Source organism: Flavobacterium gyeonganense (genome assembly GCF_029625295.1).
In the GTDB taxonomy this organism is placed as follows: domain Bacteria; phylum Bacteroidota; class Bacteroidia; order Flavobacteriales; family Flavobacteriaceae; genus Flavobacterium; species Flavobacterium gyeonganense.
Window position 1 is genome coordinate 590,645 of sequence record NZ_CP121112.1, and the last position, 15,003, is coordinate 605,647.

The 15,003-nt window shown below is 33.8% G+C and carries 17 protein-coding genes; 9 read left to right on the top strand and 8 right to left on the bottom strand.

Translation table 11 applies throughout. The features are described from left to right. Window positions 1-70 precede the first annotated feature (70 nt). Window positions 71-532: an azurin gene (azu, locus tag P5P89_RS02360; protein WP_278010574.1), complete on the bottom strand. Its 462-nt coding sequence runs from the start codon at window positions 530-532 to the stop codon at window positions 71-73. A gap of 80 nt (window positions 533-612) precedes the next feature. Further along, on the bottom strand, window positions 613-1,062 hold the full coding sequence (locus P5P89_RS02365) for an RrF2 family transcriptional regulator (RefSeq protein ID WP_163394196.1): 450 nt from the start codon (window positions 1,060-1,062) through the stop codon (window positions 613-615). Window positions 1,063-1,265: 203 nt separating this feature from the next. On the opposite strand from P5P89_RS02365, the gene P5P89_RS02370 reads away from it, so the two are divergent. Both P5P89_RS02370 and P5P89_RS02375 read left to right on the top strand, forming a co-directional pair. After that, on the top strand, window positions 1,266-2,048 hold the full coding sequence (locus tag P5P89_RS02370) for an NYN domain-containing protein (RefSeq protein WP_278010575.1): 783 nt from the start codon (window positions 1,266-1,268) through the stop codon (window positions 2,046-2,048). A gap of 35 nt (window positions 2,049-2,083) precedes the next feature. Beyond that, window positions 2,084-3,598, top strand: coding sequence for an FMN-binding glutamate synthase family protein (locus P5P89_RS02375; RefSeq protein ID WP_278010576.1), 1,515 nt, complete (start codon window positions 2,084-2,086; stop codon window positions 3,596-3,598). Between the two features lie 66 nt (window positions 3,599-3,664). On the opposite strand, the gene P5P89_RS02380 is transcribed toward P5P89_RS02375, so the two are convergent. The 3 genes from P5P89_RS02380 to P5P89_RS02390 form a co-directional block, all read right to left on the bottom strand. After that, window positions 3,665-4,099 carry a hypothetical protein gene (locus P5P89_RS02380; protein WP_278010577.1) on the bottom strand — a complete coding sequence of 145 codons (435 nt, stop codon included), beginning with the start codon at window positions 4,097-4,099 and terminating at the stop codon, window positions 3,665-3,667. Between the two features lie 230 nt (window positions 4,100-4,329). After that, complete coding sequence (locus P5P89_RS02385) at window positions 4,330-4,746, bottom strand: hypothetical protein (protein WP_278010578.1); 417 nt, start codon at window positions 4,744-4,746, stop codon at window positions 4,330-4,332. A 5-nt stretch (window positions 4,747-4,751) separates the two neighbouring features. Then, window positions 4,752-5,201 carry a NanQ anomerase/TabA/YiaL family protein gene (locus P5P89_RS02390; RefSeq protein WP_278010579.1) on the bottom strand — a complete coding sequence of 150 codons (450 nt, stop codon included), beginning with the start codon at window positions 5,199-5,201 and terminating at the stop codon, window positions 4,752-4,754. Between the two features lie 266 nt (window positions 5,202-5,467). Between P5P89_RS02390 and P5P89_RS02395 the strand changes: the two genes are divergently transcribed. The 4 genes from P5P89_RS02395 to P5P89_RS02410 all read left to right on the top strand — a co-directional run bounded on the left by P5P89_RS02395 (window position 5,468) and on the right by P5P89_RS02410 (window position 9,339). Beyond that, entirely contained in the window at window positions 5,468-5,725 is a 258-nt protein-coding gene (locus P5P89_RS02395; protein ID WP_278010580.1) for a ribosomal maturation YjgA family protein, read from the top strand. After that, entirely contained in the window at window positions 5,722-6,300 is a 579-nt protein-coding gene (locus P5P89_RS02400; protein ID WP_278010581.1) for a non-canonical purine NTP diphosphatase, read from the top strand. The genes P5P89_RS02395 and P5P89_RS02400 overlap by 4 nt, the downstream gene beginning before the upstream one ends. 194 nt (window positions 6,301-6,494) lie before the next feature. After that, complete coding sequence (locus P5P89_RS02405; RefSeq protein ID WP_278010582.1) at window positions 6,495-8,393, top strand: DEAD/DEAH box helicase; 1,899 nt, start codon at window positions 6,495-6,497, stop codon at window positions 8,391-8,393. Between the two features lie 172 nt (window positions 8,394-8,565). Further along, window positions 8,566-9,339: a carboxypeptidase-like regulatory domain-containing protein gene (locus P5P89_RS02410; RefSeq protein WP_278010583.1), complete on the top strand. Its 774-nt coding sequence runs from the start codon at window positions 8,566-8,568 to the stop codon at window positions 9,337-9,339. Window positions 9,340-9,464: 125 nt separating this feature from the next. On the opposite strand, the gene P5P89_RS02415 is transcribed toward P5P89_RS02410, so the two are convergent. Further along, window positions 9,465-10,925: an aminoacyl-histidine dipeptidase gene (locus tag P5P89_RS02415; RefSeq protein WP_278010584.1), complete on the bottom strand. Its 1,461-nt coding sequence runs from the start codon at window positions 10,923-10,925 to the stop codon at window positions 9,465-9,467. Window positions 10,926-11,034: 109 nt separating this feature from the next. Here P5P89_RS02415 and P5P89_RS02420 point away from each other — a divergent pair, with 109 nt between their 5' ends. Genes P5P89_RS02420 through P5P89_RS02430 form a run of 3 tightly spaced genes read left to right on the top strand, consistent with a single transcriptional unit; the run spans window position 11,035 to window position 13,275 of the window. Further along, window positions 11,035-12,096, top strand: coding sequence for a DUF3810 domain-containing protein (locus P5P89_RS02420; RefSeq protein WP_278010585.1), 1,062 nt, complete (start codon window positions 11,035-11,037; stop codon window positions 12,094-12,096). A 42-nt stretch (window positions 12,097-12,138) separates the two neighbouring features. Continuing rightward, on the top strand, window positions 12,139-12,633 hold the full coding sequence (locus tag P5P89_RS02425; RefSeq protein ID WP_223682629.1) for an RNA polymerase sigma factor: 495 nt from the start codon (window positions 12,139-12,141) through the stop codon (window positions 12,631-12,633). Between the two features lie 9 nt (window positions 12,634-12,642). Next, a complete protein-coding gene (locus P5P89_RS02430; RefSeq protein WP_278010586.1) occupies window positions 12,643-13,275 on the top strand; it encodes a hypothetical protein in 633 nt (210 codons plus the stop codon). Between the two features lie 33 nt (window positions 13,276-13,308). On the opposite strand, the gene P5P89_RS02435 is transcribed toward P5P89_RS02430, so the two are convergent. Both P5P89_RS02435 and P5P89_RS02440 read right to left on the bottom strand, forming a co-directional pair. After that, window positions 13,309-14,139 (bottom strand): lysophospholipid acyltransferase family protein, encoded by an 831-nt coding sequence (locus P5P89_RS02435; RefSeq protein ID WP_278010587.1) that lies wholly within the window; start codon window positions 14,137-14,139, stop codon window positions 13,309-13,311. 126 nt (window positions 14,140-14,265) lie between these two features. After that, complete coding sequence (locus P5P89_RS02440) at window positions 14,266-14,916, bottom strand: NUDIX hydrolase (RefSeq protein WP_278010588.1); 651 nt, start codon at window positions 14,914-14,916, stop codon at window positions 14,266-14,268. Window positions 14,917-15,003: the final 87 nt, after the last annotated feature.

The window sequence follows — 15,003 nt, forward strand, 5'->3', positions numbered from 1 at the left end:
GACTTTTTTATCTTTTATTGGTTTTAAAAAAACTCCAAAATCTATTTAAAGTATCTGGAGTCTTTGTTATTTACTCAACAATTAATACGCCTTTCATCAAGGCTACGTGACCTGGGAAAGAGCAAATAAATGGGTAAGATCCTTTTTTATCAATTGTAAATTCAATTGTATTTTCTTCCCCGCCTCCAATTAATTTAGTATGAGCGATAATTGAAGCTTTTTCAGATTCTGGAATATAATCCGTTGCTTTTGCATCATTAGCTTTTAAAGCGAAAGCAGCTTGGTCTGTTCCTTCTTGTAAAATCACCAAATTGTGTCCCATTGCTTCTTTGGGAATTTTACCAACGTGTTTCAAAGTCAACTTAATTGGTTTTCCTGCAACAGCTTTCAATTCGTTTGTACTAAACTGCATTTGGTCATTTCCTTCAATAAGCAAAACATTTTCTTCAGCTGCTACAGGTTGTACACCTTCTGTTGATGGTTCTGTTAGTTCTGTTGATTCTTCTGCCGGAACAGTTTCTTTTTTCCACAAGAAGTTATGGTTAAAAATCCCATTAGGATTAGTAATGAAAGTTTGGTTTTAGTATTCATTATTAAAATATTTATTAAATGTTAATCATTAATATTCAGTGTTTTTAAAAAGAAATCACCCGATTTTACCCCTGAAGCAAGCTGCTCTAAAGTCGTTTTAGCAAGCATTTCTAAAAGGAGTCCCCTTATTTTTTTAAACTCATGATGCACAGGACACGGATGATCTTCGGAACATTCTTTTAAACCAATGCCGCATCCCCTGTAAATTTTATCACCGTCAATGGCATCTACAATCTGAATTAGCTTAATTGATTTTACAGCTTCATCCGAAACTTCAAAACCGCCCCCTACACCTTTTGCCGAATGAATGATTCCGTTTTTAGTCAGGATTTGCATAATTTTTGCCGTAAAAGGTTCCGGAGAGTCAATTTCTTTGGCAACATCTTTTATTCCAACCCTAATCCCTTTGGAAGAATTGGTTGCAATAAAAATAGATGCCCTGATTCCGTATTCACATGCTTTTGAAAACATACTTTTGATGATTAAATTTCTTTACAAAGATAAAGAGGTTTTTAATTAAAGACAAACTTATCCTTAATTAGTTTTAATGAAGAAGAATTTATTTATAACCAAAATAATTATTGCCCCTGAAGACACTTATTCAGCTACAAATTCTAATAAAAACCAATTTTAATTTTAACTTTGAAAGTAATTAATGTTATAATATCCAAACAATGGCTCTGAGCAACTCAAAAGAATTAAAACTGGCCGTTCTTATTGATGCAGACAACGTTCCCTACAGCAATGTAAAAGGTATGATGGAAGAAATTGCAAAATTAGGAACTCCTACTACAAAAAGAATCTATGCCGACTGGACTAAACCAAATTCTAACGGATGGAAAGGTGTATTACTGGAACATGCTATCACCCCTATTCAGCAATACAGTTATACAGTAGGAAAAAATTCTTCAGATTCAGCCCTTATTATTGATGCAATGGATTTGCTGTATTCAGGCAAATTAGACGGTTTTTGCATTGTATCGAGCGATAGTGATTTTACGCGCTTAGCCATTCGGTTAAGGGAATCCGGCATGAAAGTAATTGGTATTGGAGAAAAGAAAACCCCAAACTCCTTTATTGTGGCCTGTGACCGTTTTATTTATATTGAGGTTCTGGATGGTGCTATTCAAAAGAAAAAACCAAAAACAAACACAACAGCTGATTCAAAAAAACCTGTTGAAAAACCATCCTCAAAAGCATTAAACAAAATAGACGATGGTACAATTGATTTAATTGAAGCCACAATCGAAGATATTGAAGATGATGATGGCTGGGCATTTTTAGGTGATGTCGGAAACCTGATTGTGAAGAAAAAACCTGAATTCGATCCCCGAAATTACGGTTTTTCGAAACTTACACCTATGCTGAAATCATTAACAGATATTCTCGAAATAGACGAAAGAGAGTCTGACAAAAAAGGAATCAAGCACGTTTATGTGAGATTACGATTTAATTAATTCAAATTATTATATTTTTTTAAAGTTTTATAAGCATGAGAAAAAAATTCTTTATTTACGGAGTTTTATTGTTTCTAATTGTTGCCACAATTTATTATTATACCGGACGAGGCTATTTACTCGTTTTTACTATCCCCGTTTTATTGATTATTGGAGTTTATAACACTTTACAAAAGAAACATGCTATTTTACGAAACTTCCCGGTTTTAGGCTATTTCAGATATTTATTCGAAATGATTGCTCCTGAAATTCAGCAGTATTTTATCGAAAGATCGACTGATGGAAAACCATTCTCCAGAAATCAGCGCTCAATGGTATATCAAAGAGCAAAAAACATCGATTCAAGCACTCCTTTTGGAACGCAGCAAAATTTAAATACAGATAGTTACGAAGGAATTAAACATTCTATATTTCCGGCTAAAGTTAACGAAGAACTTCCTCGTGTACTGGTTGGCGGAAAAGATTGTAAACAGCCATATTCTGCTTCTTTATTTAATGTTTCCGCAATGAGTTTTGGCTCACTGAGTGAAAATGCTGTCCGCGCCATAAATATAGGAGCCAAAAAAGGTAATTTTTATCAAAATACAGGAGAAGGCGGATTGACTGAATATCATCTTGCGGGAGGCGGCGATATTACCTGGCAGATTGGAACCGGATATTTTGGATGCCGTGATGCGGAAGGGAATTTCAGCCCTGAAAAATTTTCAGAAAAAGCAAATCTTCCAAATGTAAAAATGATTGAAATTAAGCTTTCGCAAGGTGCAAAACCAGGCCATGGCGGTGTACTGCCTGCTGCCAAAAACACTGAACAAATTGCAAAAATAAGAGGTGTCGTCCCTCACACCATGATCCTTTCTCCTCCCGGACATACAGCATTTTCTGATGCAAAAGGCTTGATTCATTTCATTAAACAATTACGTGACTTGTCTAATGGAAAGCCAATCGGATTTAAATTATGTATTGGAAACACAGCTGAGTTTGAAGCTATTTGTCACGAAATGATTGCTGAAGATATTTATCCTGATTTTATTACCGTTGACGGTGCCGAAGGTGGAACAGGAGCTGCCCCACTGGAATTTGCAGATGGTGTCGGGATGCCTTTTGAACCGGCTTTAATATTTGTAAACCAAACTTTGAGAGCATTAAATATTCGTGACAAAATACGTATTATTGGGAGTGGGAAAATCATTTCTGGCTATTCTATCCTGCATGCTGTTGCTTTGGGTGCAGATATGTGCAACAGTGCGAGAGGCTTTATGTTTTCACTGGGATGTATTCAGGCTTTGCGCTGTCATAATAATGAATGCCCAACAGGGGTCGCAACTCAGAATAAAATGCTCATGAAAGGTTTGGTCGTTACAGATAAATCAGAACGCGTTTATCATTTCCATAAAAATACACTTCACGCGGCAAACGAACTTTTGGCTGCAGCCGGAAAAACATCCTTTGCTGATGTTGATATCAATATCTTCATGAGAGGCGATGAATTTACCAATCTCTCAGAATTATATTTCCCGGATAACTTAAAAAATGTTACTGGACGGAATTAAATACAAAAGCCTCTTTGTTTGTTCAAAGAGGCTTCGTTTCATTTGAGTTGTACTCCAAATATTAAATTAAAGCTTCGCAGTCACTTTCACAGCTGAGTCACCTGAACCCGTTAACGCAGCTAATTCTTCCTGACCTATTAATTTTTGTGCAATTATGGAATTATTATAAGCCAAAAAGTAAACATCAAACTTGACACCTTCATCCACTAACTCTTTTGAAATCTGATCGTTTTGTATCATTCCTTTTAACAAATCAGGAAATGACTCGCTATACGTCTGTTTATTCTCATCTGTTTCCTCCAGATTAGTTTCAATTCTAATCTCAATTTTATTATCATTTAAAAATGCTTTAGCACTTGTACTTGTAATATTAGAACCTTTTATTGAACTTGAGGTATTGTAGGCAGTTACATGTTCCTGTATTTTTTGTTTTGTGTTTTTGCAGCTTACCAACATTAATACGACTGCAAAACAAAATGCGATTTGGGTAATTTTAATCATAATTTTTTAGGTTTTTTAGGTTAATTTTGTTAGTCTTAACTCAAACATAATAAAATATTAACACAAAAACAACATTTATATAAATTAACGAAAAATACATTTTTAAAAACCAATCAAATCTATAAGAATAAGATTAACAAACCTTTACAGAAAATAAATAAAAAGAGCCTCATTAATAGACTTAATGAGGCTCTTTGAAAAAACTTTGATTTTCTTCCTAAAAAATAATTTTACAAAAATTTACTTAGCCCCTCCTTATTTAGAATTTCGTGGACAAAAACTGTATTATCATCAGCTAAAAAATAAACATGAAATAAAACTCCTTCATCAATTAACTCTTTAGGAATTTGATTTTTCTTAATCATTTGTTTTAACAAAAGAGGAAAACTCGCTTCAGCGTTTTTTTTATTCGTTTCGTTCTGTTGTAAATCTGTCTCGAATCTTAATTCAATTTTATTATCATTGATATAACCTCTGGCTGTAGTAAGTGTGACATCATCTGCTTTAAAATGTACAGCCTCTTTATTATAAGCAACAACATACTCCTGCAATTTTTGTTTTGTGTTTTTACAGCTGATTACCACTAGTAAAGCAAGGACAGTAAATACAATTTTAGATGTTTTAAGAATCATATCTTTATACCTCATAGATGTTAAATTTCAACTTTTATTACAATTTTATTCAGCAATCCGTCAGTTATCATTGGTGCATGAACATCTTCCGGGAAAAGAATTACAAATTGATTTTTATTTAACTTGAAAAACATATCAGGAGCATCACTAAAAAAACGAACATCTTTCTCATCATTATAACCTCCGTTTGGAGTTTTACAATTGGCTCTTGGTTTCCATGCAAAAGTTTCAGTTTCACTTATACAAAACTGAATATCAATATTTTTATCATGACATTCAAAAGTATTTAAGCTTTCTTTAACTGTTTTTCCTTTTCCCTGAAATCCAAAAAATTTAACTCCTTCAATTTCATGTTTAAAATCGGCGGAAAGATTTTCTAAATCATTTTCGCGCAGATAATCAAAAGCTTTTTTGAAGGAAGGATGCAAAATTTCGTATTTTGCTGCATTTTCTAACAAATCTATAATCATATTCTATTATAATTTAATTGAGTTTTTCATGTAAAAATAGGATTTAATTTATTTCAATCTTTACAAATTATCTGTTTTAGTAAATCAATTACAACTTCTTTGTAACTTTGTTTATGGTAAATTTCCTTTAAAACAATCAAACATTTCTCTTGAAAAATCCCCGAATCCCTTATTTCATCTCTTTGTTTATTGTTGTTTTTCTTGGAATTATTTCTCGAAAAATTAATTTCATCCCTCTATATTTCGGAGATTTTCTTTACGCGGTTATGATTTATATTTTGTCAAGAATCTTTCTGATCAATCATAAACCGATTCAAATTGTCATTATTTCATTGATAACCTGCTACAGTATTGAATTCTTCCAGCTTTATCAGGCAGAATGGATTATTGCCCTTCGAAAAACACTTTTTGGAAGATATGTACTTGGTCAGGGATTTTTATGGACAGATCTTGCAGCTTATACTTTTGGTGTTGTTTTCGCCTTTATTACTGAAAAAATTATTTTAAAAAAACTACACGTATGAAACTTGTTTTTGCATCAAACAACAAAAATAAAATTAAAGAAATTCAAAATATCCTAAACGGATCTATACAAATATTAGGTCTGGAAGAAATTGGATGTCACGAAGAAATTCCTGAAACCGCAGATACCATTGAAGGAAATGCTGTTCTAAAAGCCAATTATGTAACTCAAAAATATGGCTATGATTGCTTTGCAGACGATACCGGTTTAGAAGTTCATGCATTAAATGGAGAACCCGGCGTTTATTCAGCAAGATATGCAGGAGAACATAAAGATTCGAATGACAATATGAACAAACTCCTGGAAGCTTTAAAAGATAAATCAGACAGAAGCGCGCAATTCAAGACCGTTATTGCATTAAATTTAAATGGCTCACAGCACTTGTTTACCGGAATAGCAAAAGGAAGCATTACTTTAGATAAAACAGGAAACAACGGTTTTGGATATGATCCGGTTTTTCAGCCAGAGAATTATACAGAAACATTTGCTGAACTGGCTTCTGAAATAAAAAATAAAACCAGTCATCGTGCAAAAGCAACTCAGCAACTAATTGATTTTCTGAATTCAAGAAAATAATTGTTTAAAATACAACATTTAAATAGGTAAAATTTATATTTTCAGACGTAAAATTCTTCATTTAATTACCAAATCGATTTTACAAGAAAGATAACTTTTTGATTATCAAATCATAACAAATACATAATTCTTGAAAATGGATTAGTTTATCTGAAATATTAACAGTAATTTTGCACCCTATTTTAAAAATACATATGAATAAATTTGAACAATTAGGATTGAATGAATCGTTACTGAAGGCGATTTTAGATCTAGGATTTGAGAATCCGTCAGAAGTACAGGAGAAAGCGATTCCCCTATTATTGGAAAAAGATACAGATATGGTTGCGTTGGCTCAGACAGGGACAGGGAAAACGGCAGCTTTCGGTTTTCCGCTAATCCAAAAAATTGATGCTGACAACAGAAATACACAGGCATTAGTTTTATCGCCAACAAGAGAACTTTGTTTACAGATTACCAACGAACTTAAAAACTACTCAAAATACGAAAAAGGTATTAATGTGGTAGCAGTTTACGGCGGGGCTAGTATTACAGAGCAAGCTAGAGACATTAAAAGAGGAGCACAAATTATTGTAGCAACTCCGGGAAGAATGCAGGACATGATTAACAGAGGTTTGGTAAACATTAAAAACATAGATTACTGTGTTCTTGATGAGGCTGATGAGATGTTAAACATGGGATTCTATGAAGACATCGTATCTATTTTATCTGATACTCCAGATCAAAAAAGCACATGGTTGTTCTCTGCAACTATGCCACAAGAGGTTGCCAGAATTGCAAAACAATTTATGAGCGAACCATTAGAAATTACAGTTGGAACTAAAAATTCAGGATCTGCAACGGTCTCACACGAATTTTATTTAGTTAACGCACGTGACCGTTACGAGGCTTTGAAACGTTTAGCTGATGCTAATCCGGATATTTTCTCTGTAGTTTTCTGTCGTACTAAAAGAGACACTCAGGCTATTGCCGAAAAATTAATTGAGGATGGGTATAGTGCTGCTGCGTTACACGGAGATTTGTCTCAGGCACAGCGTGACGGGGTAATGAAATCTTTCCGCGGAAGACAAATTCAGATGCTTGTTGCGACTGACGTTGCTGCACGTGGAATTGATGTTGATAATGTAACACACGTTGTAAACTATCAATTACCTGATGAAATTGAAACATACAACCACCGTTCAGGACGTACAGGTAGAGCTGGGAAACTAGGAACTTCTATTGTAATTGTTACAAAAAGTGAGTTGCGCAAAATTTCATCTATCGAAAGAATCATCAAACAAAAATTCGAAGAAAAGCAAATTCCTTCCGGAATCGAAATCTGCGAAATTCAATTGTTGCACTTAGCAACTAAGATTAAAGATACTGAGGTTGATCACGAAATTGACAACTACTTACCAGCAATCAACAATGTTCTTGAAGATTTATCTAAAGAAGAACTGATTAAAAAAATGGTTTCGGTTGAATTTAACCGTTTTATCGCTTATTACAAGAAAAACAGGGATTTATCATCTCAATCTGGCGAAAGACGTGAAAGAAATGATTCTGAGCCAAGAGAATTCAATAATAACGGAGCTGTTCGTTATTTTGTAAACATCGGTTCAAGAGACAATTTTGACTGGATGACCTTAAAAGATTACCTGAAAGAAACGTTAGACTTAGGTCGTGATGACGTTTTCAAAGTAGATGTGAAAGAAGGTTTCTCTTTCTTCAACACAGATCCTGAACATACTGACAAAGTAATGGAAGTATTAAATAACGTTCAGTTAGAAGGACGTCGTATTAATGTTGAGATTTCTAAAAATGACGGTGGCGGAAGACGTGACCACAACAACCGTGGTGGTGGAAGAAGTTCAGGACCAAGAAGAGAAGGAAACTTTGCCCCAAGACGTGAAGGTTCTGGTGGTGGATTCAGAAGCGACAGAAACTCAGCTCCAAGACGTGAAGGTTCTGGAGGAGGTTTTAGAAGCGAAAGAAACTCTGCTCCGAGAGAAGGAGGTTTCAGAAGAAACGAAGGAAATTCAGACAGAGCACCAAGACGTTCTGAAAGCTTTGGTGATTCGCCAAGACCAAGAAGACCGAGAAGAGATTAATTTTTAATTATCTTATAAATATAAAATCCCAAATTCCAGACAAAATTGGAATTTGGGATTTTTTTACATCTAAGAATCTTCCTCCTGTCTTTGTTAATTTTCTGATAATTATATTCTGATACTGCAAAATATTTAATCCTGATTTACTACTTTTAGTGCTTTAAATCAGGATATGAAATATTTCGCAGTTTTCTTTTTTACATTATTGTCAGCTATTGGTTTTTCACAGGAAACGACACCTACTGTTCCTCAAAGGGTTTCTGGTTACATCTATAACGATAACAGTAAAGAACCTATTCCTAATGTAAATGTCATCAACACCAACAAAGTCCGTGGTGCTATGTCTGATGCCAAAGGATATTTTGAAATAGATGTACAGGTTAATGACACACTCCATTTTTCTATTTTAGGTTTTCAATCCCTAAGAATCAGAGTAACAAATGACTGGGTAAAAAATAAGGTTACGAGAATTCAACTTACAGAAAAAGCAATTGCCCTGGAAGAAGTTGTTATTGCACCATTCCACTTAACCGGTTACCTGGAAGTGGATTCAAAATTAATTCCAACAAAAGAAAACTACCGCTACAGTATTTCAGGACTCACACAAGGTTATGAAGCTGGTGAATATTCTCCAAATGCTTTTGGAAAAGTTTTAGGTTCTATTTTCAACCCCGCCGATATGCTTTATAATTTCTTTGGAAAAAATGGAAGAGAACTCAAGAAACTGAAAGAAATGAGAAAAGATGATACTGTACGAAATTTACTGGAATCAAAATATGATCGTGAAACAGTAGCTGTTCTTTTAGGGATAAGCAAAGATGAAATTCCTCAAATTTTAGAGCGCTGCAGCTACTCAGAAGCTTTTATCCAGGAAGCAAATGATTTACAGATTATGGATGCTATAAGTGCTTGCTATGAGCAATATAAAGTTTTGAAAAGAAACTAATCTAAAAAGTGGTCAGTGGTCAGTTTTTTTTTAGTGATCAGCTTTTAGTAATCAGTTAAAATAAAAAAGAAAGCGATTCAAATTTGAATCGCTTTCTTTTTTATAACAATGAGTATTACTGAATACTACTTCAAAGGTATATTCGAAAGAATTTCCAAAACAAATTTCCAGTATTTCTGAGCAGAATAAATACTCGCTCTTTCATCTGGCGAATGCGCCCCATGAATTGTCGGCCCAAAAGAAATCATGTCCATATCAGGATAATTTGTCCCCAGAATACCGCATTCTAAACCAGCGTGACAGGCAACAACTTTAGGTTTTTCACCATTTTGTTTTTCGTAAATATCTTTTAAAACTTCTAATATTTCCGAATTTACATTTGGTGTCCAACCCGGATAAGAACCTGAAAGTTCTACTTCACAACCCACTAATTCAAAAGCAGAACGCAAAGAATTTGCCAGATCAAATTTGGATGATTCAACAGAAGAACGGGTTAAACATCCTACCAAAATCTCTCCGTCCTTGATAATAACACGGGCAATATTATTTGAAGTTTCTACTAAATCAGACATGTCTGCGCTCATCCTGTAAACACCATTATGAGCTGCATAAATCGCCCTGATAATTCCTTCCTGAACACCTAAATCCATTACTTTTTCAGGCAGATCACTTTTTACGATTTCTATAGACAAATTCGGTTCAGTAGTTTTATATTCCGTTTTAATATCGTTGATAATTTCCTGCATATCAAAAATGTAGGCTTCATCAAACATTTCCGAAATAATCACTTTTGCAACACTTTCTCTCGGAATTGCATTTCGTAAACTTCCACCGTTAATTTCAGCAATCTGAAGTCCGAAGTTTTCAAAAGCATCAAACAACAAACGGTTCATAATTTTATTGGCATTACCTAATCCTTTATGAATATCCATTCCTGAATGGCCACCATTTAATCCTTTTACCGTAATAGTGTAACCTACAGAACCTTCCGGAACTTGCTCATCATGATACGTTCTTGTTGCCGTTACATCAATTCCTCCGGCACATCCAATATCAATTTCATCATCTTCTTCAGTATCCAGATTCAACAAAATCTGGCCTTGCAAAATTCCGCCTTTTAAGTTTAAAGCTCCTGTCATTCCGGTTTCTTCATCAATCGTAAATAAAGCTTCAATTGCAGGATGCGGAATATCTTTGCTTTCGAGAATTGCCATAATTGTTGCTACTCCAAGCCCATTGTCAGCCCCAAGTGTAGTTCCTCGCGCACGTACCCAGTCACCATCTACATACATATCAATTCCCTGGGTTTCAAAATCAAAAACTGTGTCAGCATTTTTTTGATGCACCATATCAAGATGCCCCTGCATTACGATTGGTTTACGATTTTCCATTCCCGGAGTTGCCGGTTTTCTGATGATTACATTTCTGATTTCATCTTCAAAAGTCTCCAAACCTAAGCTGTTGCCAAAGTTTTTTATAAACTCAATTACACGTTCTTCCTTTTTTGAAGGACGCGGAACGGCATTTAAATCTGCAAATTTATTCCAAAGTGCTTTTGGCTCCAGATTTCTTATTTCCTGACTCATATATTTTGTTTGATGTTTAACAATTAAGAGTCCCAAAGTTACAAAGTTTAAATTCTTTTTCGATACTAATTAATATTGTATTTATATTTACGTATCCAAAATATACACTGTGAAATCAAAATACATTTTACCTTTATTTCTTTTAATTCAGATTCTCTTTTTAAAAATCCTTCCTTTCTATCCGGATTTTGTTGAAGGTGCTTACAGCAACAATTTTTATATCAGAATTTCTCACTTCTTCAGAACACTTTTAGGGAAAATTCCGTTTTCAGTTGGCGACTGTATTTATGCGATTTTGATTATTTCCATGATCAGGTGGTTTTGGAAAATCAGAAAAACATGGAAAGCAGACTGGAAAGATTATCTTCTTAAAATCTTAGGTAAAGTTTCTGTTTTTTACTTTTTCTTTCATCTTCTTTGGGCGTTCAACTATTACCGCGAACCGCTTTTTCAAAAAATGGAAATTAAAAAAGAATATACAGATGCTGAATTGTTGGCTTTTACAAAAAGATTAATCGTCAAAACGAATGAAATTCAGCTACAGATTACCAAAAATAAAAACACAAAAGTGATTTTTCCGTACTCCCAGAAAGAAGTTTTTAAGATGAATCTAAACGGATATGATAATCTGGCTGAAGAATATCCTTATTTTAAATACGAAATTCTAAGTGTAAAAAAATCTCTATTCAGCGTGCCTTTAACTTACATGGGCTTTGGCGGTTATCTGAATCCGTTTACCAATGAAGCCCAGGTAAATGATTTGTTGCCCATGTACAACTTTCCTTTGACCAGTGCGCATGAAATGGCACATCAGATGGGGTTTGCGAGCGAAAGCGAATGTAATTTTATTGGTGTTCTGGCATCAGTTAAGAATGATAATTTATATTATCAATATTCTGGCTACAGTTTTGCACTTCGCTATTGCCTTGGTATCTGGCAATTCAAAAACGAAAAAATTTTCGAACAGTTAAAAAAACAAACCCACACCGGAATTTTAAAAAATTATCAGGAAAGCCGTGATTTCTGGAAAAAATATGACACTTTTATTGATAAAGGTTTTCATTTTTTGTATGATAATTTCCTGAAAACAAATAATCAAAAAGAAGGAATGGAGAGTTATAGCAAATTCATTGACTTAATGGTGAATCATTATAAAAACAGAAAATTATAATTATGCTGTAACAAAATTGACAACATCACTACTAACAACCATATGAGCGAAAACCTAGAACATTCTTTTGTTGTGCAATTGCAAGCAAACCAGAATATAATCCACAAGATTTGTAGATTATATACTGCCGGCGAAGATGCCCACAAAGATCTGTTTCAGGAAATTACCATTCAGCTCTGGAAAGCATATCCTAAATTTAGGGGCGACAGCAAATTCTCGACCTGGGCTTATCGCGTTGCCTTAAATACCGCCATTACCTTATACCGAAAAACAAAGCGAACCGTATCTACAGTAGAATATGAAAACCACCAGCATTTTGTTAAAGATGTTGATTACAATTATGAAGAAGAAGAACAGATTAAACTAATGTACAAAGCAGTATATCAGCTCAATGATATTGAAAAGGCATTGGTTTTTATGTATCTGGAAGACAAAGATTATCAGGAAATAGCCGAAACTTTAGGAATCAGTGAAGTGAATGCACGAGTGAAAATGAACCGAATTAAAGGGAAACTTAAAAAAATATTAAATCCTTAAAATACCACCATGAAAGAACTGGATTTATTAAAAAAAGACTGGAAAAAGAACGCGGATTCTTTTGAACAAATTTCAGAAATAGAAATTTATAATATGATTCATAAAAAGTCATCTTCAACTGTAAAGTGGATTTTGATTATTAGCATTTTGGAAGTAATGTTTTGGACTGTATCCAATTATTTTTCTAATATTGATGATATCCTTCAAAAAATAAATCATCCCGAAATTGTACTTTTTATGGAGATTATGATGTATGTTAATTACGCTGTAATCCTGGCTTTTATCTATTTTTTCTACAAAAATTATAAAACCATTACAATCACAGTTTCTACTAAAATATTAATGCAAAGTATTTTAAAAACTAGAAAAACAGTTCAATATTACGTATGGTATAATTTAGGAATAGTCGTAATATCATCGATTTTAAGCTTTTTTATTGGATATGTTTACAATCCAGATATGGCCTTAATACGTGAAAAACTGGCACTAAATGGAAAAGCAATGTTGGTATCTGTAATTACAATGGTATTGATAACATTACTATTTGTTGGATTTTTCTGGTGTATTTACAGATTGGTGTACGGAACTTTGTTACGCCGTTTGTATGCAAATTACAAGGAATTGAAGAAAATTGATTTTTAGAAAAAGTTTTAAGTTAAAATATTTACTTCAAATTTAATTTTCACCTTCAGATCCTTTATAACTCCATCTTCTCATTTCATTAAGTTCTTCCTGGGCTTTTAATTCTTCTGCAGGGATAACTTTTAAAAATGATGGATGCTGTTCTATTGCATATTCAACTTTTTCAACAATTTCCTCAATAGTATCATTTTCATAATCAATCTCAAGAGGCTCTTTGATAATGAATGATTGAAGGATATTTTTCTTTTTCATTCGCAATCCTTTCTTGTCAAATGAACGACGGAAACCGTCAATAACAATTGGAATAACTATTGGTTTGTGTTGTTTGATGATATGAGCAGTTCCTTTTCGGACAGGTTTAAACGATTTTGTAGTACCTTGTGGAAACGTAATTACCCACCCGTCATTAAGTGCGATTTTGATATTTTCAGTATCGTTTGGATTAACATCTCGTTTTTCTGTCACGTCAACCCCTTTTGCCCGCCAGGTTCTTTCTACAGTTATCGCCCCAACATAAGCCAGAATTCTTGGCAGCAAACCAGCCTGCATTGTTTCTTTAGCGGCAACATAATAAATATTCATTTTAGGCTGCCATAAGTAACCTATGTTTTTAATGGTATCCTGACGGCCGCTTAAACTGGCGTTAAAAACATGAAACATTGCTACCACATCAGCAAAATAAGTCTGATGATTGGAGATAAACAAAACGTTGGTATCCGGTAACGTTTTAATAATTTCAGATCCTTCGATCTGTAATTCATTAAAACCTCTATATCGCCTATGTGTCATGGTGCCCAAAATACGGATCAACCATTTTTTGACGAATAATATATGTCCGAAAGGATTTCGCTTAAACAATCCCATAGCAGTGAATTATGTTGTTTTTGTTAGGCCGCAAACATACAAAATTTATTTTTTTGGAAAATTTTATAAAAAATTCTTCCAAAAAACAGTTATTGTAATGAATATCAAATCATTAAATTTACGTTTTTAAATCTTTTCTTCAAAAGTAATTTTCAAAACTTCTCTCAATTCACTTAACATCATCGCAGTTGCGCCCCAAACCACATGATTCTGAATATTAAAAGCCGGAACCGAAATATTCTCTGCGTAAGAAGTTGATAACGTGGCTTCGATTATAATTTCATCATTTAAAAAAACAGATAGCGGAAGTTCAATAATATCAGCAACTTCCCTGACATCTGGGTAAAATGACAATTCCCGCACAGAAATACCTAAAAAGGGATGCACCAAAAAATTACTTGGCGGAATATACATTGGCGTAAACTCCTTAACAATTTCTATTTTTTCAGATGAAACTCCTATTTCTTCCTGTGTTTCCCTCAAAGCTGTTTCCCGAAAATCAGCATCTGAAATTTCATACTTGCCTCCTGGAAAAGCAATTTGAGAAGAATGTACTCCATTATAAGCATTACGTACAATTAAAACCAAATGTGTTTTATTACTTTTAGGATACAGCAGCATCATAACCGCAGCAGTCCTCGGACTTTTAGTTGACAAATCAAGGCTTTTAATTAGCTGAATCCTTTCTGGGGGAGCCATTTTTACATGTGCGTTTTCTGCCGGAAGTGCAACCGGAATTAAATTAGGAACATGTTGTAAAAAATCCTGAAAATCCATAATCAAAGTTTATTTTTGTACTTTCAAATAAAATATAAATATAGTCCAGAAAACGCGGTTGCACAAGTTTTCTAAAACCAAACCCCT